Below are 25,405 nucleotides of genomic sequence, written 5' to 3'. Positions count from 1 at the left end.
GAAGGAGTGACGAATGGCTGGCGCGAAAGAGATACGCACCCAGATCAAGAGCATCCAGAACACGCGCAAGATCACCAAGGCCATGGAGATGGTCGCGGCGAGCAAGATGCGCCGGGCGCAGGAACGCATGCAGGCCTCGCGGCCCTATGCCAACAAGATGCGCGCGGTGATCGCCCATCTGGCGCAGGCGCATCCGGAATACAAGCACCCCTATCTGGTGCAGCGCGAGGTGAGGCGCATCGGCCTGGTGGTGATCTCCACCGACCGCGGCCTGTGTGGCGGTCTCAACATCAACCTGTTCAAGACGGTGATCGGCCAGCTCAAGGCCTGGAACGAGGCCGGCCATGAGGTGGATGTCGCGGTGCTGGGCAGCAAGGCGCAGCAGTTCTTCAAGCGTCACGGTGGCAACATCGTCGCCCAGGCCACCCATCTCGGCGACGCGCCGGGCATCAGCGATCTGATCGGCACGGTGAAGGTGATGCTGGATGCCTATGACGAGGGCCGCATCGATGCCCTGTACCTGGCCAGCAACGATTTCGTCAACACCATGACCCAGCGGCCGCATGTCGATCAGCTGTTGCCGGTGCAGGCCGAGGAAGACGAGAAGCTGCATCATCACTGGGACTACATCTACGAGCCGGACGCCAAGCCGGTGCTGGACGGCCTGCTGATGCGCTACATCGAGTCGCTGGTGTTCCAGGGGGTGGTCGAGAACATCGCCTGCGAGATGGCGGCGCGCATGGTCGCCATGAAGGCCGCCTCGGACAATGCCGGCAACCTGATCGACGAACTGCAGCTGGCCTACAACAAGGCCCGTCAGGCCGCCATCACCCAGGAGCTGTCGGAGATCGTCAGCGGCGCGGCGGCCGTCTGAATCACATGGCATCGGCCGGACGACATGCCCCAGCAGCTTGACCTGTTTGGCGCGGGCGCGGTGCAGACCGGCAGGGAACAGAATTCAATTTTACATGAGGACATCAACATGAGTTCGGGCAATATCGTTGAGATCATCGGCGCCGTTGTCGACGTGGAATTTCCGCGAGACTCGGTACCCAAGGTGTACGACGCGCTGAGCGTGCGCGAGGCTGACCTGACCCTGGAGGTGCAGCAGCAGCTGGGCGACGGCGTGGTGCGTACCATTGCCATGGGTTCGACCGACGGCCTGCGCCGTGGACTCGACGTCAGCAACTCCGGCGCACCGATCTCGGTGCCGGTCGGCAAGGGCACCCTGGGCCGGGTGATGGACGTGCTCGGCAAGCCGGTGGACGAGGCCGGCCCGGTCGAGGCGGAGAAGACCATGCCCATCCACCGCGACCCGCCGGCCTATGCCGATCAGGCCGCCTCGGTGGAGATTCTCGAGACCGGTATCAAGGTGATCGACCTGATCATGCCGATCGCCAAGGGCGGCAAGGTCGGCCTGTTCGGCGGCGCCGGCGTGGGCAAGACCGTGACCCTGATGGAGCTGATCCGCAACATCGCCATCGAGCACTCCGGGTCCTCGGTGTTCGCCGGCGTCGGCGAGCGTACCCGTGAGGGTAACGACTTCTACTACGAGATGAAGGAGGCCGGCGTGCTGGACAAGGTGGCGCTGGTCTACGGCCAGATGAATGAACCGCCTGGCAACCGCCTGCGCGTGGCGCTGACCGGTCTGACCATGGCCGAGCACTTCCGCGACGAGGGTGCCGACGTGCTGATGTTCATCGACAACATCTACCGTTATACCCTGGCCGGTACCGAAGTGTCCGCACTGCTTGGCCGCATGCCTTCGGCAGTGGGTTACCAGCCGACCCTGGCCGAGGAAATGGGTGTGCTGCAGGAGCGCATCACCTCCACCAAGACCGGATCCATCACCTCCTTCCAGGCGGTGTACGTGCCGGCCGACGACCTCACCGACCCCTCGCCGGCCACCACCTTCGCCCACCTGGACGCCACCCTGGTGCTGTCGCGTCAGGTGGCCGAGCTGGGCATCTATCCGGCCGTGGATCCGCTGGACTCCACCTCGCGCCAGCTCGACCCGCTGGTCATCGGCAGCGAACACTATGAGACTGCCCGTGCCGTGCAGGGTACGCTGCAGCGCTACAAGGAGCTGCGCGACATCATCGCCATCCTCGGCATGGACGAGCTGTCGGACGAGGACAAGCAGGTGGTCGGCCGTGCCCGCCGCATCCAGCGCTTCCTGTCGCAGCCGTTCTTCGTCGCCGAGACCTTCACCGGCTCGCCCGGCAAGTACGTGTCGCTGAAGGACACCATCGCAGGCTTCAAGGCCATCGTCGCGGGCGAGTACGATCACCTGCCGGAGCAGGCCTTCTACATGGTCGGCAGCATCGACGAGGCTGTGGAAAAGGCGAAGAGCCTCTAACCCGGGAGGGGTGGCGGGGAGACCGCCGACCTCGATGGAGAGCAAGACATGGCAATGACCATTCACGTCGACATCGTCAGCGCCGAGGCGGAGATCTTCTCCGGTCCGGCGACCATGGTCTATGCCCCGGCCGAGATGGGCGAGGTCGGCATCGCGCCGCGCCACGCCCCCCTGCTCACCCGGCTCAAGCCGGGCGAGGTCCGGGTGCAGGACCAGAACGGCGAGGAGCAGATCTTCTTCGTCTCGGGTGGCATGCTCGAGGTGCAGCCGCACGTGGTCACGGTGCTCTCGGACACCGCGATCCGCGCCGAGAACCTCGACGAGGCGCGGGCCCTGGAGGCCAAGCAGCATGCCGAGAAGATGATGGAGGATAACAAGGCCGACATCGACTACGCCAAGGCCCAGGCCGAACTGGCCGAGGCGATGGCCCAGCTGCGGGTGATCGAGCATCTGCGCAAGAAGGGGCAGCGCCGCTGAGTGTCGCCGGCAGTGGCTATGGCAGTGGCAGGCGAGGGGCGGATCAGGGGTTCTTGATCCGCCTTTCTTCATGGGCGACACTGAATCGCCGTAGTACAGGACTCAGCGTGGGAAACCGATCATGGCCGACGAACGGGTAGCAAAGAACCGGGTGGTTTCGATCACCTACACCATCTCCGACGAGCAGGGAAACCTGCTGGAACAGAGCGACCTGCCGATCACCTATCTGCATGGCGGCCGCAACGACCTGTTCGAGTCCATCGAGGCGGCGCTGGAAGGCTGCCGGGTGGGTGATCGGGTTGAGGTCACGCTCACCCCCGAAGAGGGTTTCGGAGCGCACGATCCCAATCTGACCTTCACCGACAAGCTGGAGAACGTGCCCCCGCAGTTCCGCCGTCTTGGCGTCGAGGTGGAGATGCAGAACGACCGTGGCGAGTCGCGCATCTTCATCGTGACCCACATGGACGAGGAGACGCTGACCGTCGATGGCAACCACCCCTTCGCGGGCAAGACCCTGATCTACAGCGTCAAGGTCGACAATGTGCGCGAGGCGACGCCCGAGGAACTGAAGCATGGTGTCCAGCAGGGCGTGATGACCCACTAGGCACTTGCCGCCGACGGGCCTTCCCCGTTGTCGTCGCCCTGTCCTTAAAGTATCGTTCGGCGGTGACCGACATTGGAAGAAGATGATCCATCACTCAGGGAAGACGGCCAGGAAACCGGCACCGACCAGTCCAGCTGCATGACACTCGACATCATCATCCTCGCCGCCGGCCAGGGCACGCGCATGCGTTCGGCGTTGCCCAAGGTGCTGCATCCGCTGGCCGGCCGGCCGTTGCTGGAACACGTGCTCGATACCGCCAGCGCGCTCGGCGCAGCCACCGTGCACGTGGTCCATGGCCATGGCGGGGAGCAGGTGCGCGAGCGCCTGCAGGGCCATGCCGTGCAGTGGGTCGAGCAGGCCGAGCAGCTCGGCACCGGCCACGCCGTGGCCCAGGCGCTGCCGGCGATCCCCGACGCACATCGGGTGCTGGTGCTCTACGGCGACGTGCCGCTGATCAGTGAGGCCGCCCTGCGCCGGCTGTGCGCGGCCGCCGGCGATGATGCCCTGGCCCTGCTCACCGCGCGGCTCGATGATCCCACCGGCTACGGGCGCATCCTGCGTGACGCCGAAGGGCGGGTGCTCGGCATCGTCGAACAGAAGGACGCCACGCCCGAGCAACGTGCGATCCGCGAGATCAACACCGGCTTTCTCGCCGTGCGTGCCGGTCTGCTCAAGGGCTGGCTCGCCGCCCTGGACAACAGCAATGCCCAGGGCGAGTATTATCTGACCGACGTGGTTGCCATGGCCGAGGACCAGGGCGTACCGGTCGAGGCGGTAGCCACTGAATGTATCGAGGAGATCCTCGGTGTCAACGACCGCGGCCAGCTCGCCACCCTGGAGCGCCACTATCAGCGACGCCAGGCCGAACGGCTGATGCGCGAGGGCGTGACCCTCCTCGATCCCGCACGCTTCGATCTGCGTGGCACGCTGTATGCCGGCCAGGATGTGAGCATCGACGTCAATGCCGTGTTCGAGGGTCGGGTGGTGCTCGGCGACCGGGTGCGGATCGGTCCCAACTGCGTGCTGCGCGACGTGGAGATCGGCGACGACGTCGTGGTCCAGGCCAACTGCGTGCTGGAAGACGCCGTCATCGGCCGCGCTTCGCGCATCGGTCCCTTCGCCCGTATCCGCCCGGAGACCCGGCTTGCCGAACAGGTGCACATCGGCAACTTCGTCGAGGTGAAGAAATCCGAGATCGGCCCCGGTTCCAAGGTGAATCATCTCAGTTACATCGGTGACAGCCAGATCGGTGCCCGGGTCAACGTCGGTGCCGGCACCATCACCTGCAACTACGACGGTGCCAACAAGCACCGCACGGTGATCGAGGACGATGCCTTCATCGGTTCCGACAGCCAGCTGGTCGCGCCGGTGACGGTCGGTGCCGGCGCGACCATCGGTGCCGGTACCACCCTGACCCGGGATGCGCCGCCGGGTGAACTGACCCTGAGCCGTGCACCGCAGAAGACGCGCAGTGGCTGGAAGCGGCCGGAGAAGAAGAAGTGAGTCCCGGGAATTCAGCATTCAGCGTTCAGCATTCAGCAGGGTATCACCGGAATGCGCATGCGCCCTCTCAAGGAGCTTATGCTGTATGCGCTGTCCAGAATCCTTCGGCCACTGCCGCATTGGTCATGTCAATATGGGCAGGGCTTGCATTTGCTTCCGCCATGTCCCCCGTGGCAAGGAATACATGACATGTGCGGTATCGTCGGAGCCATTGCCCAGCGTGACGTTGCGCCCATCCTGCTCGAAGGGCTGCGGCGGCTTGAATACCGCGGCTACGATTCGGCCGGCATGGCGGTGCTGGATGCGGCCGGCGAGCTGGGCCGGCGGCGCGCCACCGGCAAGGTCGCGGAGCTGGCCGCTGCGCTCGACGCCGGTCCCCTGCCCGGCGGTCTTGGCATCGCCCACACGCGCTGGGCCACCCACGGCAAGCCGACCGAGCGCAATGCCCATCCGCACATCTGCAATCGAGTGGTGGCGGTGGTGCACAATGGCATCATCGAGAACCACGACATCCTGCGTGACCGGCAGAAGGCCCAGGGTTACCGCTTCACCTCGGAGACCGATACCGAGGTCATCGTTCACCAGATCCATCACCATCTGCAACAGGGGCAGGAGCTGCTCGCCGCGGTGCAGGCCGCGGTGCAGGAGCTGGAGGGTGCCTATGCCCTGGGTGTCGTCTCGCGCGAGGAGCCGCAGCGCCTGATCGCCGCCCGGCGCGGCAGTCCGCTGGTGATCGGCGTCGGCGTTGGCGAGAACTTCATCGCCTCCGATGTCGCCGCGCTGGTGCCGGTGACCCAGCGGTTCATCTTCCTCGAGGACGGCGACGTGGCCGAGATCCGCCATGAGGGCATCCGCATCTTCGACGCCGCTGGGCAGCCGGTGGAACGCCCGGTGCGCGTCTCCGAACTGAGCGCCGATGCAGTGGAGCGCGGTCCCTACCGGCACTTCATGCTCAAGGAGATCTTCGAGCAGCCGCGCGCCGTGGCGGATTGCCTGGAAGGGCGGATCAGCAACGGCCGGGTGCTGGAGGCCGCCTTCGGCCACGGGGCGGCAGAGATCTTCGACCAGGTACAGGGCGTGCACATCATCGCCTGCGGCACCAGTTTCCATGCCGGCATGGTCGGCCGCTACTGGCTGGAGGCCATCGCTGGCGTGCCCTGCAGCGTCGAGGTGGCCAGCGAGTTCCGCTACCGGCGGCCGGTGGTGCGCAACCATTCACTGATCGTCACCCTCTCCCAGTCGGGTGAGACCGCCGACACCCTGGCCGGCCTGCAGGAGGCGAAACGCCTCGGCTTCGGCCACTCGCTGACGATCTGCAACGTGCCGGAGAGTTCGCTGGTGCGGGAATCCGACCTGACCCTGATGACCCGCGCCGGACCGGAGATCGGTGTCGCCTCGACCAAGGCCTTCACCACCCAACTGGTCGCCATGATGCTGCTGGTCATCGCCCTCGGCCGCCGCCATGGGATGAGCGAAGACATGGAACGCCGCCTGGTCGAACAGCTGCAGCAGATGCCGGGCATGATCGAGCACGCCCTGCAGCTCAACGATGGCATCCATCGTCTTGCCGAACGCTTTGCCGACAAGCACCATGCCCTGTTCCTCGGTCGCGGGGCCATGTATCCGGTGGCCATGGAAGGGGCGCTGAAGCTCAAGGAGATTTCCTACATCCACGCCGAGGCCTATCCAGCCGGCGAACTCAAGCACGGCCCCCTGGCGCTGATCGATGCCGACATGCCGGTGATCGCCGTCGCCCCCAACGACGAGCTGCTGGAAAAGCTCAAGTCCAACCTGCAGGAAGTCAGTGCTCGCGGCGGCGAACTGTTCGTCTTCGCCGATACCGATGCCGGCATGACCGAGGCCGACAACATCACCGTGCTGCCCGTTGCGCCCACCGATGACTGCATCGCCCCCATCGTCTTTACCATCCCCCTGCAACTGCTCGCCTACCATGTCGCCGTGCTCAAGGGCACCGACGTCGATCAGCCGCGTAACCTCGCCAAGTCAGTGACCGTGGAATAGTTGTGGCTGGCCAATAAGGTTTTTTCCCGTCACCCCCTCAAGGCGCGCACCGTGCGATTGTCGGAGAATCGTTCTTCGCTCTTGCCATCTGCCATGCAATGACTGCATCGCCCGCGGGTGGGCCTAATCGCGGCCTGGAGGCCGCTCCTACGGGGCATGGCGATACAATGTATCGTAGGAGCGGTCTCCAGGCCGCGATCGGGGCGCAAGGGGGTACCGCGCCATGCTGCCGCAGTGCAGGCTGGTTCACGAGGTCGTGTCATCTTCGATTTCGAGAAGATCACCCCACCGTTTATACTGGGGACTGCGGCCGTGGTCTTTGCCCTGGGCATTACCTATTGGCTGATCTCCAAGAAGACCTGAGGGGGCGCGCGGTGCCATCATCCTGCTGCGCGGGTGTTCCGACAGGTGCCGGATTCTGATGCGCTGGTCACATTTCATTTTTCTCCAATTACTGCTGCTCGCGCTTGTCGCCGGGGTGTTCCATATCCACGGGGGTCGGGTGATTCTGCTGAAAAAACCGCCGCCATCACTGGCCCGGTGGTACAAACCGGCTAACAAGCGGCAGGTCTGGCTGCACAACATGTTCAAGCTGCGGCGCGAGATGCAGGCCTTGAGATTTTATGCAGGGCGTGATGACGGCACCCACCTGCGGAAATGGTCGGAGCGTTTCAGCGAACATTACCGGAAGATCGCGGAGATGGTTCCGGAGTGGAACGGCAAGCTCGATATGCGGGCCGTCAGCGATCTGCAGCAGGCCGTGCAAGGGAATCAGCCAGAGGGCGTGAAGCGAGCCCTCGATCAGATAGCCAAAAGCTGCGATGCCTGTCATGCGGACTATCGGGCAGTGACTGCTGCGATCTATCGGGCAGCTGATTTCAGCACCCTCAGGGTTGGCGGCACGGTCGGTTTCGAGGCGCACATGGAGCAGCTTTCCAGCCAGGTCAATCTGATCAAGATCGCCGCTGAGGATGGCGCGGTGGATCTGGCGCTTTCCGCCCTGGTGGATCTCGAAAGGGGCATGGCCGCGCTGGGTCAGACCTGCGTGCGCTGCCATGAAAAGGACCCGCGACCCTACCCGGACGACGCTGCCCGGCGGACGCTGGAGCGTCTGAAGACGGCGCTGCGCACGGGCACGGCCAGGGACCAGGGGCGGGAACTCGGCAGCCTGGCGGTGCAGGCCTGTGCCCGCTGCCATGGAACCCACCGCCTGGCGTACGATGCCGCCCGCCTGTTCGTGGAGCGGCGGCGCTGGCTTGATCTGATCCGGCACTGACGCCACCCCGCCCCGCACTGACATCTCTCCCTGTTTTTCCCTCGTGTTTCAGTTGGTTGCGCTTTTGCGCCGGTTGCGTTCAACCTGGCGGCCGTCTTGCCGATAGCGCACTAGCCCGCATATTGCACGAAGGCGGCCTTGAAAGCGTAATTTTTCCGTTATTTATCAAGGCAGTGATTCTCTATGCAGGCAATTGTGCCCTGTTTCAGTTTGTGCCTATTCGAGTTCAGACCAAATCTGGCGTCGCATTTTGTCCGATCCCCCTTGAACCATAGCTACGGCTATGCTTCGGCGGGCGATCGAACAGACTGCTTGGCCAGATTTGCCCTGAAACTCGAATCCTTCGTGCAATATGCGGGCTAGCGCGCGTCAAAAATGTGTCACCCCGGGACGCGCGGGTTCGATTTCAACATCTGGGGAGGTTCCGATATGTGTTTTCACGCAGGCAACGATGAGCTGGAAACGGTCTATGCTTTGATGCGGATGTCGCTGCACGCCCTGATCGCCGACACCCTGAGCCTGGACATGGAGGCCCTGTCTCCGGAACTGGATCTGCGTACCGATCTGCACATGACCGACCACCAGGCGGGCCGGCTGACGGAAGGGGTTGCGGACATGTTCGACGGTCTGATCCTGGATCTGGCTGCGGTGCGGACCATAGCGGATCTCACCGAGGCGGTGACCGCAGCAGCCTGAACTGCCCCTGCCTCCTGCCGGGGGTGGACGAAGCATGAAGAAGATACTTTCCAGATGGAATGACGTCAGAGGGGAGTGGTCGACCATGACCCTCTACCAGCGCTTCGAAAGCGGCGTGGCGCTGGCGCTTACCCTGCTGATCAGCCTGGTCATCGTGGTTGCCCTGTTCCGGCTGTTCGTCGGCGTGGTGGGCAATCTCGTCTTCGGGGCCATGAACCCGCTCGAGCATCGGGTCTTCCAGATGGTCTTCGGCGAGATCATGACGCTGCTGATCGCTCTCGAGTTCAATCACACCCTGCAATATGTGGTCACGCGCGAGCAGAGCATCATCCAGACCAAGGTGGTGCTGCTGATCGCTCTGCTGGCCGTGTCCCGCAAGTTCATCATCTTCGATCTCAAGGAAACCACGGCCGGGGAGCTGCTCGGCCTGGCCGCGGTCACCCTGGTGCTGGGGGTCACCTACTGGCTGTTGCGTGACCGGGACGAGCGCGGCGCCGGCAACGGCGGCTGAAGGCCGGCGTTTCCCGGTCTTGTGGACTTGGCCGGTCAGGGGGCTATCATGATCGATAGGCGGGGTATCGTTCCGAGCTCCGCGAGGAGGATGACGATGGGAGTGATACGCGAAATCATAGGCCCCAGGTCCAAGTACGAGCATGATATTCCCTATACCTACGAGGCAAGGATCAGCGTCATGGACGAGGGGCAGGAATACAAGACGTATCTGGCCGATACCATCTGTGCCCTGGTGGAGTTTCTGGAGCAGAATGCCATCGACCCTGAAGAGGTCAGAATCTACGAGGTCTACGAGGAGGGGGAGACCGAGTTGAACAAGGACTACTGTCTATCCAGGGAAGGGCGGTGGCTCAGCCAGGAGGAACTCTGCGAGTCGTTGCGCAGCCACTATCCGGGACACATCAGGAAGACCGGCTGCACCTTCGAGGATCGCGAGCGGGACATCTCCGGTCCCTGAGCGTGGAGAGGCCGCGGGCCTGTCGGCATGCCTTGGCAAACCATGCGGCTGGCTAACGACGGCCTGCGTTACGGTCTGATTGCGATCGTCCTGCACTGGCTGACGGCCGTGCTGGTGCTCGGTCTCTATGGGCTGGGCCTCTACATGGTGCAGCTGGACTACAGCCACCGCTGGTATCAGGCCGCACCGGCGCTGCACTACCGGATCGGCGTGCTGCTGGCGGTGCTGCTGGTGCTGCGCCTCGGCTGGCGGCTGGCCAATCCCCGCCCCGCCCTGATCGGCCGGCCCTGGGAGCAGCGGCTCGCCCTCGGCGTGCATCGCCTGTTCTACCTGCTGTTGGCCGGCATCCTCCTCAGCGGTTATCTGGTCACCACGGCCGAGGGCCAGGGGTTGCTCGTGGTTGGGAACCTCGAACTCCCGGCGCTCCTCTACGGTTACGAAAACCAGGCAGATGTGGCCGGCGAGATCCACGCCTGGCTGGCCGATGTGCTGATCCTGCTGGTCGCGCTGCACAGCCTGGCCGCACTCAAGCACCATTTCATCGATCAGGATCCCACCTTGCGCCACATGCTGGGCATGGACGGGGACTGAGCCTATGACAAGGAGAGACGCCATGATCGCACGCAAGCTTCGCTACCTGTTCTGTCTGCTGGCCCTGGTCAGCCTCGGTGCCGGCGCCGCCGAGCACTACGTGATCGATACCAAGGGCATGCACGCCTTCATCACCTTCCGGGTGCAGCACCTCGGCTTCAGCTGGCTGGAGGGGCGTTTCAACCGCTTCAGCGGAAGCTTCGATTACGATCCCGAGCAACCGGCCAACAATCGCGTGCAGGTGGAAATCGACGTGGCCAGCCTCGACAGCAATCACGCCGAACGTGACAAGCATCTGCGCAGTGCGCGCTTCTTCGACGTGAAGCAGTATCCCAAGGCGCGTTTCGTCAGTACCGCCTGGGAGGAGACGGGCGAGGGACGGGCGATCCTCAAGGGGCGCTTCACCCTGCGCGGGGTAAGCCGCGACATCGAGATCGAGGTGCGGGAGATGGGCGCCGGTCCCGATCCCTGGGGCGGTTACCGCCGTGGCTTCGAGGGCACCACCACCCTGCAGCTTTCCGACTACCGGATGAAGGAGGCGGGCATCCTCGGGCCGGCGGCAAATACCATCAGGATCTGGCTGTCCCTGGAGGGCGTGCGCCAGTGATGCCCGGCGGCACAGGGAGGGGGGAATGCTGGGCCGGAGCCCCGTGGCCTGTTAGGCTATGCCCATGAACGACTCATCTGCCCCGGCCGAACGGCCGGCCCGACGCCCACGCATTGCGCAGAAGATCGCCGTGGTGGTGGCCCTCTTCTGCTACCTGGCGGCGCTCGCCTGCGGTGCCGCGGTGGCCCATTTCTATCTTCAGGTCGGCGGCAACTCGCCGCTGGTGGCCAGCTTCGCGGCGGCCATCGTCTTCTTCCTCGGTGCCGGCATCGTGCTGCATGTGATGGGGCGGGCGGACATTCCCGACTTCCGGGTCGGCTAGGATGATGGCGTGCCTGGACCCGCCGGGGATCGCGGCCTGGAGGCCGCTCCTACGGGGCAGGGCGGCACAATATGGTAGGAGCGGCCTCCAGGCCGCGATCGGCGTACAAGGGCACGCCCCCCCATTCTGCCGCCCCGGCAGATCCCGGCCCACGGAACGTGCCTTAGGCTTATAGGCCAGCCCGCGCCGCCATGTAGGCGCGTTCCGAGACGTCGTGCCAGGCCATGACCTGGTCGCGGAAGGTGCGGAAGGCGTGATAGACCTTTTTCGACAGGGCATCCTTGGCGGCGATCTCCGCCACCACCTCGTCCGAGAGCTGCTTCAGGCGGCTCATCACCGGTTCCGGGAAACGCCGCAGGTCGACCTTGTGCTTGTCGACCAGGGTCTGCAGCGCGGCGTTGTTGCGCGCGGTGTATTCGGCCAGCATGTCCTGGTTGGCAACCCGGCAGGCGTGGGTGACGATCTGCTGCAGATCCTTGGGCAGGGCGTCGAAGGCCTTGCGGTTGATGAAACATTCGAGGGTGGTGCCGGGCTCGTGCCAGCCGGGGTAGTAATAGTGTTTGGCCGCCTTGTACAGGCCGAAGGCCAGGTCGTTGTAGGGGCCGACCCATTCGGTGGCGTCGATGGCGCCGGACTGTAGCGAGGTGAAGATCTCGCCGCCGGGCAGGCTCACCGGGGTGCCGCCGGCGCGGCGCAGCACCTCGCCGCCGAGGCCAGGGATGCGCATCTTCAGACCCTTGAGGTCGTCGACGCTGTCGATCGTCTTGTTGAACCAGCCACCCATCTGCACCCCGGTGTTGCCGGCTGCGGCCGGGATCAGACCGAAGGGCGCGTAGACCTCGCGCCACAGTTCCAGGCCGCCGCCGTGATACAACCAGGCGTTCATCTCCTGGGCGGTGAGACCGAAAGGCACGGCCGAGAAGAACTGTGCCGCTTCCGATTTTCCCTTCCAGTAATAGGCAGCGCCGTGGCCCATCTGGGCCGTGCCGCGCGAGACCGCGTCGAAGGTCTCGAAGGCGGGGACCAGCTCCTTGGCGCCGTAGACCTTGACCTTCAGCCGGCCACCGCTCATCTCGGTGATGGTGCGGGCGAGGAAGTTGGCGCCGGTGCCCAGGCCCGGAAAGTTCTTCGGCCAGGTGGTGACCATCTTCCAGCGGATGGTCTTGCCGGCGATGGCCGGGGCCCCGGCCAAGGCGCCGCCGGCGGCCAGGGCGCCGGCCCCGGAGGCGCGGATGAAGTCACGACGTTTCATGCGGATTCCCCTGTGCTGCGGACTGGGCGCATTGTACGCAGATCCCAGGGGCGGCTGCATCCCGGCGGGCCGGGCCGCCGGCTGCTGACGGCACGGGCGTGATAGAAAAGGCTTGCAATCGCATTCGCTTATGCGATTATACTCCCACTTCGCCTTCACAAAGCTTGCTAATGAGCTCTATTACAACGATAAAACGAAGGAAGATTTTCGTCGGAACCCCCTCAAGGACGCGGCGCCTCCCGTTCCGGCAGAACCCGGAGCCGAGTGCATGACCCTCCCCCCGTTATCCGAACGCCGGTTCGTGGCGACCATAGTTGCCGGCCTGCTGCTGGTGCCCCTGAGCGGTTTCGGCACCGCCTGGCTGTTCGGGCTGGTGGATGGCGCGGGTCTCGCCCAGGCGCTGCGCGCCGGCTGGCTGCCGGCCTTCCTGGCCCTGCTGCTCGGCTGGGGCTGGCTGCATTTCCACCACTATCTGCGACCCTTTGGCGACTGGCTGGCGCGCAACCCGGCGGCTGACAACGCCCCCGGCCATCTGCATCGTCGCCTGGCGCGTTTCCCGCGGGAATACTGGGCGCCCTTCCTGCTCTATGCCCTGCTGGCGCCCGCCATCTACCAGCTGTCGCGCGGTGTGTCCCTGGCGGCCGAGCTGCCGGCCTTCCTCAATCTGCTGCTGCTGCAGCTGACCATCGGCGTGCTGCTCGGGCTGCCGGCCTACCTGGCCAGCCTCGACCAGCTCGGCCGCCTGGTGTCGCGGCTCGGGCTGCCCGAGATCCAGGTCAGCCTGCGCTCGCGGCTGATGCTGCTGGTCGGCTTCGTGCCGCTGCTCGCCTATTCCATGCTCTTGAATTACCACTGGCTGCACAGCGGCAGCCTCAACCCGCAGCTGCTCGTGCTCTGGGGGCTGCTGGCCACGGTGACCGCTCTGGTCACCTGGCTGTCGATCCGCAGCGTCGCCCAGTCGCTGCATCCGGTGGAAGAGGTGCTGCGGCGCAGCGGCGCCTCGACCCATGCCGACCTGGCCGGGCTGCGTCCCCAGTCGACCGATGAGATCGGCTACCTGACCCAGACCCTGGGCCGGGTGTTCCGTCGCCTGGGCGACCAGGAATCGCACATGCGCGCGGTGGTCGATACCGCCGCGGAGGGCATCATCGTGGTCGACGAGCAGGGACGTATCGACACCTTCAACCCGGCCGCCGAGCAGCTGTTCGGCTTCCTCGCCTCGGAGATCCGCGGCAAGCCGCTGGCCTGGCTGCTGCCGGAACTGGCCGGGGAGGGACAGCCGCCACCGCTGGAATGCAGCGAACGGGAGAGCACCGGCCTGCATCGCAACGGCCAGGCGATCACCGTCTCGGTGCGGGTCAGCCGCATGGATCTCAGCGGCAAGCCGATGTTTACCTGCCTGGTGGCCGACATCACCCAGCGCAAGCAGGCCGAGCACCAGCTGCTCAATGCCGAGGCGCGCTACCGTGATCTGGTGGAGACTGCCCACGACCTGGTGTGGAGCACGGACGCCGAGGGGTGCTGGACCTATCTCAATGGTGCCTGCCAGTCCATCTACGGCTACAGTCCGCAGGAGATGATCGGGCGGCATATCAGCGAATTCCGTACCGCCAGTCATGCCGAGCGCGACGAGCAGGCCTTCCGCGCCATCCTCCGAGGCGAGGAGCTGGTGCAGTACGAGACGGTGCACAAGGACCGCGAGGGACGCGAGCATCACCTCAGCTTCAATGCCCGGGCGCACCTCGACGAGGAAGGCCGGGTGCAGTACATCAGCGGGACGGCGCGTGACATCAGCGAGCAGAAGGCCTTCCAGCAACAGCTCGCCTACCAGGCGGAGCACGATTCGCTGACCGGGCTGTTCAACCGCCACTACTTCCAGCAGGAGCTGGAGCGGACCGTGGCACGGGTGGCCCGCAGCGCCACCGAGTGCGCCCTGTTCTACATCGACCTCGACCAGTTCAAGTACATCAACGACACCCTGGGCCATGCTGCCGGCGACCAGCTGCTGATGGAGATCAGCGCCCTGCTTCGTTCCCACGTCCGCGAGGGCGATCTGCTGGCGCGCTTCGGCGGCGACGAGTTCACCCTGCTGGTGTACAACGTCGATGCCCAGCAGGCACCGCGGGTGGCGGAGAACTTCCGCCGCCTGTTCGAGGAATACGTCTTCCATTACGACGGCAAGAACTTCAACGTCACCTGCAGCATCGGCGGCGCGCTGATCGATGCCATGGCCGGCTCGGCGGACGAGATGCTGTCGCATGCCGACCTGGCCTGCAACATGGCCAAGACCCAGGGCCGCAACCGGGTGCATCTGTACAACCCGGCGGACAGCGACAAGGCCGGCATGGCCGAGGACATGGGCTGGGCGGCACGGGTGCGCGAGATGCTGGAGCAGGACCGTTTCCAGCTCGTCTATCAGCCGATCGTCTCGGTGGACAGCGGCGTGGTGCAGGACTACGAGGTGCTGGTGCGCATGGTCTGCGACGACGGCGACGTGATCCTGCCCGGCGGCTTCATGCCGGCCGCGGAGCGCTTCGGCCTGATCCACAGCGTCGACCGCTGGATCGTCAGGCGCGCCATGCACCAGCTGGCCACGCTGCGCGAGCAGGGGATGCAGGTCTGCTTCTCCATCAACCTCTCGGGCAAGGCCTTTGAGGACGACCAGCTGCTGCCGATGATCCAGCAACTGCTGCGCGAGACCGGACTGGACCCCTCCTGGCTGACCTTCGAGATCACCGAGACCGCGGCCATCGCCTACCTGGGGGCGGCGGAACGCTTCATCGGCGAGCTGAAGGAGATCGGCTGCCAGTTCGCGCTCGACGACTTCGGTTCCGGCTTCAGCTCCTTCACCTACCTCAAGCACCTGCCGGTCGACAAGCTGAAGATCGACGGCTCCTTCGTGCAGGGCATGGCCCAGTCCAGCGTCGACCAGGCGATGGTGCAGTCGATGCACCAGATCGCCCATGCGCTGGGCAAGGTGACCATCGCCGAGTACGTGGAGAGTGCGGAGATCCTGGCCCTGCTCAAGGAGTACGGCATCGACTATGCCCAGGGCAACTACCTCGGCAAGCCGCGTGACGCCCTGCTCAGCCTGACCCCGTCACCGGCCTCCAACGTGACCCGGCTGCAGCAGTAGCCCATCGCGGCCTGGCGACCGCTCCTACCCACCTTTTGAGCCGTCCGTGCTTTCCGTGCGGTGTCAGGGCTAACCCGCATGTTGCACCAAGCCGGTCCGCATGATCGGCGTGCAGGCTGGTATTAACCCGGCTTTGTGCCTGTTCGGTCGACTCCGGGCATTGCCCACCGTGGATCCCGCCCCAATCGCGGCCTGGAGGCCGCTCCTACGTCAACACATTGTGCCGCCATGCCTTGTAGGAGCGGTCTCCAGGCCGCGATCGAGGCGCAAACTGTAACAGGGCACAATTGCTCGCATAGGGGATTACTGCCTTGATATACTGGAAAAATTACGCTTTCAAGGCCGCCTTGGTGCAATATCCGGGCTAGGCCATCTCCAGATTGGCATAGGCCACCACCAGCCACTTGGCGCCGGCCTGGCTGAAGTTGACCTGCACCCGGGCATGGGCGCCCTGCCCCTCGTAGTTCAGCACCACGCCTTCACCGAACTTGGGGTGCCGCACCTGCTGGCCGAGTTGCAGGCTGCCGCCGGCGGCCTGCGGCGGTGCCTCGCGCAGCCCGCTGCTGCCGCCAGCGGCAGATAGCGGCCGGCGGACGCTGACCTGGGGGCGGATCTCCTCGATCAGTTCGCCGGGGATCTCGCGCAGGAAGCGGGACGGCAGGGCGTAGGATTCCGAGCCATGCAGCCGGCGCCGTTCGGCACAGCTCATCACCAGTTGCTGGCGGGCGCGGGTCATGCCGACGTAGCACAGGCGCCGTTCCTCCTCCAGCCGGCCGGGCTCCTCGATCGACATCTGGTGCGGGAACAGCCCCTCCTCCATGCCGGCCATGAACACCAGCGGGAACTCCAGGCCCTTGGCCGAGTGCAGGGTCATCAGCTGCACGCAGTCCTCCCAGGCCTCGGCCTGGCCCTCGCCGGCCTCCAGCGCGGCATGGGCCAGGAAGGCGTCGAGCCGCGCCATGTCGCGGGTCGCCTCGTCCGCCTCCGGATCGAAGTGGCGGGCGGCATTGACCAGTTCCTGCAGGTTCTCGATGCGCGTCTGGCCGCGCTCGCCCTTCTCCTTGCGGTAGTGCTCGACCAGCCGGCTGGCGGCGATGACCTGCTCGACCTGTTCCTCCAGCGGCAGGTCCGTCAGGCCGGCGGCCTGTTCGCGGATCAGTTCCAGGAAGGCGCGCAGGGCATTGCTGGCGCGGGCGTTGAGCAGGCCCTCGCCGATCACCGCCTCGGTCGCCTGCCACAGCGAGCAGCCGCGCTGCCGGGCCTGCTCGCGCACCGTGCCCAGGGTACGTTCGCCGATGCCGCGCGGCGGCTGGTTCACCACCCGTTCGAAGGAGGCGTCGTCGTGTGGATTGCTGGCCAGGCGCAGATAGCCCAGCGCGTCCTTGATCTCGGCGCGCTCGAAGAAGCGCAGGCCACCGTAGACCCGATAGGGGATCTGGCGCTGCATGAGCTGTTCCTCGAACACCCGCGACTGGGCATTGGAGCGGTAGAGGATGGCGATCTCGCTGCGCGCCCGTCCCTCGGCCACCGCCTGCTCGATGCGTTCCACCACGAATCGCGCCTCGTCGTATTCGTTGAAGGCGTTGTAGAGCTGGATCGGATCGCCCTCCTCCCCCTCGGTCCACAACTGCTTGCCGAGCCGGCCCTGGTTGTGGGCGATCAGGGCGTTGGCGGCATTGAGGATGGTGGCGGTGGAGCGGTAGTTCTGTTCCAGCCGGACCAGGCGGCTTCCGGCGAAGTCCTGGCTGAAGCGCTGCAGGTTCTCCACCCGGGCGCCGCGCCAGCCGTAGATCGACTGGTCGTCGTCGCCGACCGCGAACAGCCGGCCGTGGCTGCCGGCCAGCAGGCGCAGCCAGGCGTACTGGATGGCGTTGGTGTCCTGGAACTCATCGACCAGCAGGTGGCCAAAACGCTGCCGGTAGTGGTCGAGGATCTCCGGGCGCTGCAGCCACAGCTCGTGGGCGCGCAGCAGCAGCTCTGCGAAGTCGACCATGCCGCCGCGCCGGCAGAGTTCCTCGTAGGCTTCATAGACCCGCAGCTGGGTGCGTTCGAAGGGGTCGTCGTTGGGTTCGATGTGTTGCGGACGCAGGCCCTCGTCCTTGCGGCCGTTGATGTACCACTGCAGCTGCCGGGGCGGCCAGCGCGCCTCGTCCAGTTCCAGCGCGCGCACCACCCGCTTCACCACCCGCAGCTGGTCGTCGGCATCCAGGATCTGGAAGCTCTCCGGCAGCCCGACGTCCTGCCAGTGGCGACGCAGCAGGCGGTGCGCCAGGCCGTGGAAGGTGCCGACCCACATGCCGCCGGCGGGCACGCCGAGCAGTTGCTCGATGCGGCCGCGCATCTCCTTCGCCGCCTTGTTGGTGAAGGTCACGGCGAGAATGCCGTAGGGCGAGACCCGCTCCACCTCGATCAGCCAGGCGATGCGGTGCACCAGCACCCGCGTCTTGCCACTGCCGGCGCCGGCCAGCACCAGCAGCGGGCCGGCTGGGGCGGTCACCGCCTCGCGCTGCGCGTCGTTCAGGGGATCGAGGATGTGGGAGACGTCCATCGGCCCATTTTAGCAGATGGTGCTGGCGGGCAGAGCGGCGGTTGGCGGGTCAATAACGCCACGCCAATCGCGGCCTGGAGGCCGCTCCTACAACATAATCGTGACGCCCCGCCCCGTAGGAGCGGCGTCCCCACCGCGATTTGGTGTGTATCCCGATCGCGCCCTGGAGGCCGCTCCTACCAGGGTGCCGCCATGCCCCGTAGGAGCGGCCTCCAGGCCGCGATCCCCGGCGGGTCCAGCCACGCCGTCATCCGGGGGCTGCCGGGTTAATGATAGTCTGAGGTGCATCGACAGGATGGTGGAGGGAGCTTGCATGACTGCTTACGAGGGTGGCGGGCGGGCCAGTTGTGGCCGGGGGTGCACGGGGTGGTGGGCCATCCTCTGGGCTGTCCTGTTCGGCGCGGTCCTGCTGTGGTCTGCGATCCGTCCCCACGACTACCCGACCTGGCTGCTGGAGGTGCTGCCGGCGCTGATCGGCGCCGGCGTGCTGGCGGCCACGCGGCGGCGCTTCCCCCTCACCCCGCTGGCCTATGTGCTGGTTCTGCTGCATGCCATCGTGCTCATGGTCGGCGGCCACTACACCTATGCCGAGGTGCCGCTCGGTGACTGGTTGCGCGATGCCCTGGGTCTGGCGCGCAACCACTACGACCGCCTCGGCCATTTCTTCCAGGGCTTCGTGCCGGCGCTGCTGGCGCGGGAGCTGCTGATCCGTCTGCAGGTGGTGAAGGGGACGGCCTGGCGGAACTTTCTGATCGTCTGCTTCTGCCTGGCGCTGAGCGCCTTCTACGAGCTGCTCGAATGGTGGGTGGCGCTGGTCTCGGCGGAGGCGGCCGAGGCCTTCCTCGCCACCCAGGGCGACGTCTGGGACACCCAGGCCGACATGTTCCTGGCCCTGGTCGGCGCCGTGCTGGCCCTGCTGCTGCTCGGCCGCTGGCACGATCGGCAGCTCGCAGCCGTGGCGGCGAGGGGGTCCGCCGTGCTCTCGTAGGAGCGGCCTCCAGGCCGCGATCGGTGTTCAGCGATGAATCGCCCTCAACGGCTCTGCATCAGCCGGGCCGAGACCAGGGCCACCTGCAAGGCCTCGCCATCCAGCACCTCGGGATACATGTGGTAGTTGGCGGCCAGGGCCTCGGGGCGCTGGCAGGCCGCGGTCTCCAGCCGCTGCCGGGTGTCGCGGTCGAGGTTCTGGTGGGCGAGCAGCAGCGGGGCCTGCCAGGCGTGGTAGTCCTGGACCAGGGCGCAGCTCAGGGGATCCTCCCAGTCCTCCCTGACCAGCAGTGGCGGGAAGGCCGCCGCCGGCAATTCCCGACCGTAGAGGCTGTCGTCCACCCGCAGGCCGTCGTGGCCGATGCCGCTGCCGTCCTCGAGGCGCTCGAACCATTGCAACACCGGCAGTGGCCGGGCGGCGCGGTTGACCCGCCGTTCCAGCACGTCCTGGGCGCGTGGCGGCCGGGCCCCGGGCGGGGTGCGCTGAGCGTCTTCCTCCAGGGCCTGGCAACGGAAACCCTGCTGGGAGACGAGGAAGGGGCGCCACAGCGGGTCGCTCACGGCGTCCATCTCGCGCAGGTTGCAGCGGCTCTTGACCAGGGCCAGCGGCTGCCGGCGGCTGTGGTCGAGCAGCCAGAGTTCGATGCGGTCGGCGAGCGGAAACGGCAGTGGCGGGCGCTGCTCCAGGGCCTCGAGCAGGGCGTCGCCGGCGGCGCCCGGCCGGCGGACGCGGATCCGCCAGTGCTGGCCGTCGGTGGAGTAGGCCTGGGCGGTGCCGCAGTCGACGATCTGGATCACCCCCTGATAGGGGCAGAAGCGGCGGATGGCATGGTAGCGCGCGGGCATCCCGGGATCGGCTCCGCTGAGGGCCTGCTCCCAACATTAGCGCGCCCGGCCGCGGGGGTCCATCCCCAGGGGCTGCGGCTGGCTCAGGCCAGTCCGCAGCGCAGCGCCTGGCGCTGCATCTCGGCGTATTCGTCCTCGAAGAAGAAGCGTTCCTCGCCGAAAGCCGGTTTCAGCTGGTCGAGCCAGGTGGCCTCGGGGTCGAAGCGGGCGAAGAAGGGCCGCTGCACCCAGTCCGGGTTGCGGCCCTGGATGAAGCGCAGCACGAAGACCTTCTCACCATGGATCTCGGCGATGCCCTGTACCTCGACCTTGCCCGGTCCGGCGCTCATGCTCGGGCCGCGGGCGGTACGGCCGAGGCCCGAGACCTGCTGCATGGCCTCGCGGTAGATGGACCAGGCGCGGGCCAGAGGCACCTCGAAATAGTGGCGGGCACCGGTGTCGCGCTCGATGAACATGTAATAGGGGATCAGCCCCAGGCGGACCTGGGTGCGCCACAGGCGGGCCCAGACGTCCGCGTCGTCGTTGATGTGTCGCACCAGTGGCGCCTGGGTGCGGATCACCGCGCCGGTGTCACGGATGCGGCGGATCGCCTCGCGTACCACCGGGGTCTCCAGCTCGCGCCAGTGGTTGAAGTGAGCCATCAGCGCCACCTGCTTGCCGCTGCCGGCCAGGCGTTCGAGCAGCGCCAGCAGGGCGTCCGCGTCCGGGTCGCTGACGTAGCGCTGCGGCCAGAAGGTCAGCGACTTGGTGCCGATGCGGATGGTCTGCAGGTGCTCGAACTCCGGCCGCAGCAGGGGTTCGAGGTAGGCCTGCAGGTGCGAGGTCTTCATCACCATCGGGTCGCCGCCGGTGATCAGCAGGTCGCTGACCTGCGGATTCTGCTCCAGGTAGCGGTGCAGCTGGCCGGCCTCGTTGGCGGCGAAGCGCAGGGTCTTGTCGCCGATGAACTGGGCCCAGCGGAAGCAGAAGGTGCAGTAGGCATGGCAGACCTGGCCCTGGCTGGGGAAGAACAGCACCGTCTCGCGGTACTTGTGCTGCATGCCGGGCAGCGGCTCGCCGTCGAGCCGCGGCACGTTGAGCTGCTGCTGGCCGGCCGGGTGGGGATTGAGGCCGGCCTGGATGTCGCGCGCCACCGCCTTGATCGCCTTGCGGTCGCCGCCACGCAGGGCTTCGGCCATGCGTGCGAAGTCCGCCTCCGGCAGCATCCCGGGTTGCGGGAAGGTGAGCTGGAAGATCGGGTCGTCAGGGATGTCGTTCCAGTCGATCAGTTCGTCGATCACGTACTGGTTGACCCGGAAGGGGAAGACGTTGGCCACCACGCGCATGGCGAAGCGCTGTGCCTCGGGCAGGCGCTGCAGCGGCTCGATCCGGTCGAACTGGCGCTCGGTGTAGACCCGGAAGCGGTCGTCGTCGGTCGGCACTTCGCCCAGGGGGGCGGGCCGATGCTGGAGATTGCTCACCTGTGACATCGTCTTGCCTCTGTGCTGGAGACGCGGCGGGCCGCCTCAGCTGGCCTCGCGTTCGAGATGGGCCTGGATCAGCTTGCGGTTGCTGGCGGAGCGCAGATTGGCCACCTCGGGACGGCGTCCGCCGAGATAGTCGGCGAGGCTGACCGTCGGAACCTTCAGCTTGTCGACCAGGGGAAACATGGTGCAACCCTCGCAGGCGCGCAGCTTGGGCTGGGCACCGGCCGGCACCTTCCCGGTGGGACGCTTGCGCAGCTTCTGACAGTTGTCGGTGCGCATGTAGGCTTCCTGGGGGATGCAGAAAAACATCAACTCCTTGCTCACAGGTTACTCCTCTCGTATCGAATCAATTCGGCTGTCCCTGGCCGCAGGCTGGAACAGGCCACCGCCGGCATCGGCCATCACGGCCACCATGGCCCTCAGGCCGTGCTCCAGCTCGGCCACCACCGCCTCCGGCAGACGGCGCAGGGCATCGTTGAGGGTGCCCTGCCGCGGCGCGCGCCCCAGAATCTGCCTGCCGGCGTCGGTCAGTTCGACCCGTACCGTGCGTTGGTCCGGGCCGCCGCGCCGACGGGCCACCAGGGCCTTCTTTTCCAGCTTGTCCAACAGGTTACTGGTGGTCGACTGATGCAGGGAGAGCGCCTGCGAGAGCTGAGAGACGCGCAGCCCCGGCTGTCTTGCCAGTTCCCGGAGCGCCCAGAGCTGGGCGGCGCTGACCCCGCATTGGCGCTCGACACCACGGGAATAGGCCTGCATGGCGCGATAGACGATACGCAGCTGCTGCTCCACGGCCAGCACCCGTAGCGAATGGGCATCGGCAGGGATCGCTGCGGGGGCGTCTGGTGCCTGAGGGGCCGGGTCCATCGCGCGGGTCTTCCATCCATCCAGGGAGCCAGAAAGTTTTGCACAATAGCATTTTTTGAGGCTGATGTCCATTTTTTATAACTATCAAGAAGTTATCCTGCGATCTGCGGGCGAGCCATGGCCAGGGGATGATTGAAAGGGCCGGCCGCCGCCCCCACTTTCCCCGGCAGTCGACGACGGGAGGGAAAAGCATCCTCATGAACACCTTGCGAACCACTCTGCTGCTGGCCGGTCTGACCGGCCTGCTGCTGGCCGCCGGTCAGGCCCTCGGGGGCCAGCAGGGCATGATCGTCGCCCTGCTGTTCGCCGCGCTGATGAACTTCGGCAGCTACTGGTATTCGGACCGCCTGGTGCTGTCCATGTACCGGGCGCGGGAGATCGGCCCGCAGCAGGCGCCGGGTCTGTACCGCACCGTGCAGCGGTTGACCGCGCGCGCCGGCCTGCCCATGCCGCGCCTGTATCTCATCGATTCCGCGGCACCCAATGCCTTCGCCACGGGGCGCAATCCCGAGCATGCGGCGGTGGCGGTGACCAGCGGCCTGTTGCGCATGCTCGACGAGCGCGAGTTGGCCGGCGTGCTGGCGCACGAGCTGGCCCATGTCCGCAACCGTGACATCCTCACCGGCACCGTGGCCGCGACGCTGGCCGGCGCCATCGCCATGCTCGCCAACCTGGCGCAGTGGGCGCTGATCTTCGGCCTGGGGCGGCGCGACAGCGAGGGCGGCGGCAATGCCCTGGGCATGCTGGTGATGATGATCGTGGCGCCGCTGGCGGCCAGCCTGATCCAGATGGCCGTGTCCCGCTCGCGCGAGTTCGCCGCCGACGAGGCGGGGGCGCGGATTGCCGGCGATCCGCTGGGACTGGCCCGTGCCCTGCGCAAACTGGAGCTGGCCGGACGCCGGGCCCCGTTGCCGGCGGCCGAATCGCATCCGGCCACGGCCCATCTGTTCATCGTCAACCCGCTGCGCGGCAGCAGCCTGGCGCGGCTGTTCTCCACCCACCCGCCGACCGAGCAACGCATCCGTCGGCTCGAGGCCCTGGCCGCCGGGGGGGTCAGTGCCTGAGCGGTCCTTGTTTGCAGCCTGCCCGGCCTGAGCATCGAATCCCTGCTGCGGTATATTGGGCGATGCCCGGCATTGGTTCCGGGCAGGCACAGGGAGGTGGGGCATGAAACGTATCGCGATCTTTTCCGATGGCACCTGGAACTCGCCGGAGCGGGGCGAGGCGACCAACGTGCTGCGCCTGGCGCGGGGGGTGCGGCCGCGCGCCGGCGACATCGAGCAGGTGGTGTTCTATGACTGGGGCGTGGGTACCGACCGCAGGAAACTGGCCGGGGGCATCTCCGGGGCGGGGATCGACAAGAACATCATGGATGCCTACCGTTTCCTCGTCCACAACTACGAGCCCGGCGACGCCTTGTTCTTCTTCGGCTTCAGCCGCGGTGCCTACACGGTGCGTTCCCTGGCCGGCTTTGTCCGCAACTGTGGCCTGCTGCGCCGCGAACACGCCGATCGCATCCCCGAGGCCTATCGGCTTTACCGCCAGCGCTCGCGCAACAGCAGCCCGGATGCGCAGCGGGCCGTGGCATTCCGTGCCCGCTATGCCGTGGCGGACATCACCGAGATCGAATTCGTCGGCGCCTGGGACACGGTCGGTGCCCTGGGCATCCCCGTGCCCTTCTGGGGCACCCTGGGCGAGCGCGAGTTCCTGTTCCACGACACCGCACCGAGCCGGATCATCCGCCACGCCCGGCATGCCCTCTCCATCGACGAGAATCGCGAGGACTTCGAGCCCACGCTGTGGGACGCCAAGCCGGGACTGGACATCCGTCAGGTCTGGTTCCCCGGCGTGCATGCCGATGTCGGCGGCGGTTATCCCGAGCGCGGCCTGGCCGACTGCGCGGCGCACTGGATGCTCGGCGAGGCGCAGCGCTTCGGACTGATGTTCGAGGATCACCTGCTCGGCGGTCTTCGCCCCGATCCGCTGGCGCCCCAGCACAACGAGCGCAAGGGCATCTACCGGGCACGCCGGGAAACCGTCCGCCGCATCGACGGCCCGCTGCACCGCAGTGCCAGGCAGCGCTGGGAGGCCGACGTGCAGGACTATCGCCGGCGCAGCAAGGCGCTGGCCGCCCTGCTGGCGACGGTCGGCGGCGACTGGTCACAGATCGAGCTGCTGGACTGAGTGCCGGCTTCCGGCTGGGTCGGGGACCCCGGCAGGAAAATTCTATGGCCACGAAACCCACCAAACCCGCGAAAGCATGAATGAACGGCTTGCGCCGGCTTGGCAGCCCGGATATTGCATCAGGATCCCGGATGATGGGTGGCTGGACCCGCCGGGGATCGCGGCCTGGAGGCCGCTCCTACGGGGCATGGCGGCACAATGTGTTGTAGGAGCGGCCTCCAGGCCGCGATCAAGGGGCATGGCAGCACAATGTGTTGTAGGAGCGGCCTCCAGGCCGCGATCAAGGGGCATGGTGGCACAATGTGTTTTGTAGGAGCGGCCTCCAGCCGCGATCAAGGGGCATGGCGGCACAATGTGTTGTAGGAGCGGCCTCCAGGCCGCGATCAAGGGGCATGGCAGCACAATGTGTTTTGTAGGAGCGGCCTCCAGGCCGCGATCAAGGGGCATGGCAGCACAATGTGTTTTGTAGGAGCGGCCTCCAGGCCGCGATCAAGGGGCATGGTGGCACAATGTGTTTTGTAGGAGCGGCCTCCAGCCGCGATCAAGGGGCATGGCGGCACAATGTGTTGTAGGAGCGGCCTCCAGGCCGCGATCAAGGGGCATGGTGGCACAATGTGTTTTGTAGGAGCGGCCTCCAGCCGCGATCAAGGGGCATGGCGGCACAATGTGTTTTGTAGGAGCGGCCTCCAGGCCGC

The 25,405-nt window shown here is 66.3% G+C and carries 24 protein-coding genes; 18 read left to right on the top strand and 6 right to left on the bottom strand.

What is annotated here, in order from left to right; all coding sequences use genetic code 11:
* The first annotated feature begins 13 nt into the window (after positions 1-13).
* The 14 genes from atpG (at position 14) to QVG61_RS13470 (ending at position 11,427) form a co-directional block, all read left to right on the top strand.
* Positions 14-874 carry a F0F1 ATP synthase subunit gamma gene (atpG, locus tag QVG61_RS13530; protein WP_289931210.1) on the top strand — a complete coding sequence of 287 codons (861 nt, stop codon included), beginning with the start codon at positions 14-16 and terminating at the stop codon, positions 872-874.
* Positions 875-982: 108 nt separating this feature from the next.
* Positions 983-2,359, top strand: coding sequence for a F0F1 ATP synthase subunit beta (atpD, locus tag QVG61_RS13525; protein ID WP_289931209.1), 1,377 nt, complete (start codon positions 983-985; stop codon positions 2,357-2,359).
* Between the two features lie 48 nt (positions 2,360-2,407).
* On the top strand, positions 2,408-2,836 hold the full coding sequence (locus QVG61_RS13520) for a F0F1 ATP synthase subunit epsilon (RefSeq protein ID WP_289931208.1): 429 nt from the start codon (positions 2,408-2,410) through the stop codon (positions 2,834-2,836).
* A 121-nt stretch (positions 2,837-2,957) separates the two neighbouring features.
* Positions 2,958-3,440, top strand: coding sequence for a peptidylprolyl isomerase (locus QVG61_RS13515; RefSeq protein ID WP_289931206.1), 483 nt, complete (start codon positions 2,958-2,960; stop codon positions 3,438-3,440).
* Between the two features lie 138 nt (positions 3,441-3,578).
* On the top strand, positions 3,579-4,943 hold the full coding sequence (gene glmU / locus QVG61_RS13510) for a bifunctional UDP-N-acetylglucosamine diphosphorylase/glucosamine-1-phosphate N-acetyltransferase GlmU (protein WP_289932790.1): 1,365 nt from the start codon (positions 3,579-3,581) through the stop codon (positions 4,941-4,943).
* Between the two features lie 189 nt (positions 4,944-5,132).
* On the top strand, positions 5,133-6,965 hold the full coding sequence (gene glmS / locus QVG61_RS13505) for a glutamine--fructose-6-phosphate transaminase (isomerizing) (protein WP_289931205.1): 1,833 nt from the start codon (positions 5,133-5,135) through the stop codon (positions 6,963-6,965).
* A gap of 156 nt (positions 6,966-7,121) precedes the next feature.
* Positions 7,122-7,328, top strand: coding sequence for a phosphate-starvation-inducible PsiE family protein (locus tag QVG61_RS13690; RefSeq protein ID WP_354671170.1), 207 nt, complete (start codon positions 7,122-7,124; stop codon positions 7,326-7,328).
* Between the two features lie 58 nt (positions 7,329-7,386).
* On the top strand, positions 7,387-8,241 hold the full coding sequence (locus QVG61_RS13500) for a hypothetical protein (RefSeq protein WP_289931204.1): 855 nt from the start codon (positions 7,387-7,389) through the stop codon (positions 8,239-8,241).
* Positions 8,242-8,670: 429 nt separating this feature from the next.
* The gene (locus QVG61_RS13495) at positions 8,671-8,937 is read left to right on the top strand and encodes a hypothetical protein (RefSeq protein WP_289931202.1); all 267 of its coding nucleotides are present in this window, start codon (positions 8,671-8,673) and stop codon (positions 8,935-8,937) included.
* A gap of 34 nt (positions 8,938-8,971) precedes the next feature.
* Positions 8,972-9,448: a phosphate-starvation-inducible PsiE family protein gene (locus tag QVG61_RS13490; protein ID WP_289931201.1), complete on the top strand. Its 477-nt coding sequence runs from the start codon at positions 8,972-8,974 to the stop codon at positions 9,446-9,448.
* Between the two features lie 96 nt (positions 9,449-9,544).
* Positions 9,545-9,907 carry a hypothetical protein gene (locus QVG61_RS13485; RefSeq protein WP_289931200.1) on the top strand — a complete coding sequence of 121 codons (363 nt, stop codon included), beginning with the start codon at positions 9,545-9,547 and terminating at the stop codon, positions 9,905-9,907.
* A 42-nt stretch (positions 9,908-9,949) separates the two neighbouring features.
* The gene (locus tag QVG61_RS13480) at positions 9,950-10,498 is read left to right on the top strand and encodes a cytochrome b (protein WP_289931199.1); all 549 of its coding nucleotides are present in this window, start codon (positions 9,950-9,952) and stop codon (positions 10,496-10,498) included.
* 22 nt (positions 10,499-10,520) lie between these two features.
* Positions 10,521-11,105, top strand: coding sequence for a YceI family protein (locus tag QVG61_RS13475; protein ID WP_289931198.1), 585 nt, complete (start codon positions 10,521-10,523; stop codon positions 11,103-11,105).
* 64 nt (positions 11,106-11,169) lie between these two features.
* Positions 11,170-11,427: a hypothetical protein gene (locus QVG61_RS13470; RefSeq protein WP_289931197.1), complete on the top strand. Its 258-nt coding sequence runs from the start codon at positions 11,170-11,172 to the stop codon at positions 11,425-11,427.
* Positions 11,428-11,596: 169 nt separating this feature from the next.
* On the opposite strand, the gene QVG61_RS13465 is transcribed toward QVG61_RS13470, so the two are convergent.
* Positions 11,597-12,679: a TRAP transporter substrate-binding protein gene (locus QVG61_RS13465; RefSeq protein ID WP_289931196.1), complete on the bottom strand. Its 1,083-nt coding sequence runs from the start codon at positions 12,677-12,679 to the stop codon at positions 11,597-11,599.
* A gap of 301 nt (positions 12,680-12,980) precedes the next feature.
* Here QVG61_RS13465 and QVG61_RS13460 point away from each other — a divergent pair, with 301 nt between their 5' ends.
* Positions 12,981-15,815 (top strand): EAL domain-containing protein, encoded by a 2,835-nt coding sequence (locus QVG61_RS13460; RefSeq protein WP_289931195.1) that lies wholly within the window; start codon positions 12,981-12,983, stop codon positions 15,813-15,815.
* Between the two features lie 364 nt (positions 15,816-16,179).
* Here the strand turns inward: QVG61_RS13460 and uvrD are convergent, their stop codons facing one another.
* Positions 16,180-18,363 (bottom strand): DNA helicase II, encoded by a 2,184-nt coding sequence (uvrD, locus tag QVG61_RS13455; protein WP_289931194.1) that lies wholly within the window; start codon positions 18,361-18,363, stop codon positions 16,180-16,182.
* 313 nt (positions 18,364-18,676) lie between these two features.
* Between uvrD and QVG61_RS13450 the strand changes: the two genes are divergently transcribed.
* A complete protein-coding gene (locus QVG61_RS13450) occupies positions 18,677-19,351 on the top strand; it encodes a DUF2238 domain-containing protein (protein ID WP_289931193.1) in 675 nt (224 codons plus the stop codon).
* 44 nt (positions 19,352-19,395) lie between these two features.
* Here QVG61_RS13450 and QVG61_RS13445 read toward each other — a convergent pair whose 3' ends face one another.
* The 4 genes from QVG61_RS13445 to QVG61_RS13430 all read right to left on the bottom strand — a co-directional run bounded on the left by QVG61_RS13445 (position 19,396) and on the right by QVG61_RS13430 (position 22,526).
* Positions 19,396-20,196, bottom strand: a complete 801-nt coding sequence (locus tag QVG61_RS13445) for a hypothetical protein (RefSeq protein WP_289931192.1) — start codon at positions 20,194-20,196, stop codon at positions 19,396-19,398.
* Between the two features lie 83 nt (positions 20,197-20,279).
* The gene (locus tag QVG61_RS13440; protein WP_354671169.1) at positions 20,280-21,665 is read right to left on the bottom strand and encodes a lysine 2,3-aminomutase; all 1,386 of its coding nucleotides are present in this window, start codon (positions 21,663-21,665) and stop codon (positions 20,280-20,282) included.
* 36 nt (positions 21,666-21,701) lie between these two features.
* On the bottom strand, positions 21,702-21,986 hold the full coding sequence (locus QVG61_RS13435) for a hypothetical protein (protein ID WP_289931190.1): 285 nt from the start codon (positions 21,984-21,986) through the stop codon (positions 21,702-21,704).
* Between the two features lie 3 nt (positions 21,987-21,989).
* Positions 21,990-22,526 carry a MarR family transcriptional regulator gene (locus tag QVG61_RS13430; protein WP_289931189.1) on the bottom strand — a complete coding sequence of 179 codons (537 nt, stop codon included), beginning with the start codon at positions 22,524-22,526 and terminating at the stop codon, positions 21,990-21,992.
* 197 nt (positions 22,527-22,723) lie between these two features.
* Here QVG61_RS13430 and htpX point away from each other — a divergent pair, with 197 nt between their 5' ends.
* The gene (htpX, locus tag QVG61_RS13425) at positions 22,724-23,590 is read left to right on the top strand and encodes a zinc metalloprotease HtpX (protein WP_289931188.1); all 867 of its coding nucleotides are present in this window, start codon (positions 22,724-22,726) and stop codon (positions 23,588-23,590) included.
* Positions 23,591-23,693: 103 nt separating this feature from the next.
* On the top strand, positions 23,694-24,710 hold the full coding sequence (locus QVG61_RS13420) for a DUF2235 domain-containing protein (RefSeq protein ID WP_289931187.1): 1,017 nt from the start codon (positions 23,694-23,696) through the stop codon (positions 24,708-24,710).
* Positions 24,711-25,405 lie beyond the last annotated feature (695 nt).

This window comes from Thiohalobacter sp. IOR34 (assembly GCF_030406045.1).
In the GTDB taxonomy this organism is placed as follows: Bacteria; Pseudomonadota; Gammaproteobacteria; order Thiohalobacterales; family Thiohalobacteraceae.
This window is presented reverse-complemented; position numbering and strand designations above follow the sequence as displayed.

Excerpts from the sequence above, each read along its gene's own strand:
- atpG (WP_289931210.1), top strand. The coding sequence starts at position 14 with ATGGCTGGCGCGAAAGAGATACGCACCCAGATCAAGAGCATCCAGAAC.
- QVG61_RS13440 (WP_354671169.1), bottom strand. The coding sequence starts at position 21,665 with ATGTCACAGGTGAGCAATCTCCAGCATCGGCCCGCCCCCCTGGGCGAA.
- glmU (WP_289932790.1), top strand. The coding sequence starts at position 3,579 with ATGACACTCGACATCATCATCCTCGCCGCCGGCCAGGGCACGCGCATG.
- QVG61_RS13500 (WP_289931204.1), top strand. The coding sequence starts at position 7,387 with ATGCGCTGGTCACATTTCATTTTTCTCCAATTACTGCTGCTCGCGCTT.
- QVG61_RS13480 (WP_289931199.1), top strand. The coding sequence starts at position 9,950 with ATGCGGCTGGCTAACGACGGCCTGCGTTACGGTCTGATTGCGATCGTC.
- QVG61_RS13515 (WP_289931206.1), top strand. The coding sequence starts at position 2,958 with ATGGCCGACGAACGGGTAGCAAAGAACCGGGTGGTTTCGATCACCTAC.
- QVG61_RS13475 (WP_289931198.1), top strand. The coding sequence starts at position 10,521 with ATGATCGCACGCAAGCTTCGCTACCTGTTCTGTCTGCTGGCCCTGGTC.
- QVG61_RS13470 (WP_289931197.1), top strand. The coding sequence starts at position 11,170 with ATGAACGACTCATCTGCCCCGGCCGAACGGCCGGCCCGACGCCCACGC.
- uvrD (WP_289931194.1), bottom strand. The coding sequence starts at position 18,363 with ATGGACGTCTCCCACATCCTCGATCCCCTGAACGACGCGCAGCGCGAG.
- QVG61_RS13485 (WP_289931200.1), top strand. The coding sequence starts at position 9,545 with ATGGGAGTGATACGCGAAATCATAGGCCCCAGGTCCAAGTACGAGCAT.
- QVG61_RS13450 (WP_289931193.1), top strand. The coding sequence starts at position 18,677 with ATGACTGCTTACGAGGGTGGCGGGCGGGCCAGTTGTGGCCGGGGGTGC.
- QVG61_RS13495 (WP_289931202.1), top strand. The coding sequence starts at position 8,671 with ATGTGTTTTCACGCAGGCAACGATGAGCTGGAAACGGTCTATGCTTTG.
- atpD (WP_289931209.1), top strand. The coding sequence starts at position 983 with ATGAGTTCGGGCAATATCGTTGAGATCATCGGCGCCGTTGTCGACGTG.
- htpX (WP_289931188.1), top strand. The coding sequence starts at position 22,724 with ATGAACACCTTGCGAACCACTCTGCTGCTGGCCGGTCTGACCGGCCTG.
- QVG61_RS13490 (WP_289931201.1), top strand. The coding sequence starts at position 8,972 with ATGAAGAAGATACTTTCCAGATGGAATGACGTCAGAGGGGAGTGGTCG.
- QVG61_RS13690 (WP_354671170.1), top strand. The coding sequence starts at position 7,122 with ATGGCGATACAATGTATCGTAGGAGCGGTCTCCAGGCCGCGATCGGGG.
- glmS (WP_289931205.1), top strand. The coding sequence starts at position 5,133 with ATGTGCGGTATCGTCGGAGCCATTGCCCAGCGTGACGTTGCGCCCATC.
- QVG61_RS13445 (WP_289931192.1), bottom strand. The coding sequence starts at position 20,196 with ATGCCCGCGCGCTACCATGCCATCCGCCGCTTCTGCCCCTATCAGGGG.
- QVG61_RS13465 (WP_289931196.1), bottom strand. The coding sequence starts at position 12,679 with ATGAAACGTCGTGACTTCATCCGCGCCTCCGGGGCCGGCGCCCTGGCC.
- QVG61_RS13430 (WP_289931189.1), bottom strand. The coding sequence starts at position 22,526 with ATGGACCCGGCCCCTCAGGCACCAGACGCCCCCGCAGCGATCCCTGCC.
- QVG61_RS13520 (WP_289931208.1), top strand. The coding sequence starts at position 2,408 with ATGGCAATGACCATTCACGTCGACATCGTCAGCGCCGAGGCGGAGATC.
- QVG61_RS13420 (WP_289931187.1), top strand. The coding sequence starts at position 23,694 with ATGAAACGTATCGCGATCTTTTCCGATGGCACCTGGAACTCGCCGGAG.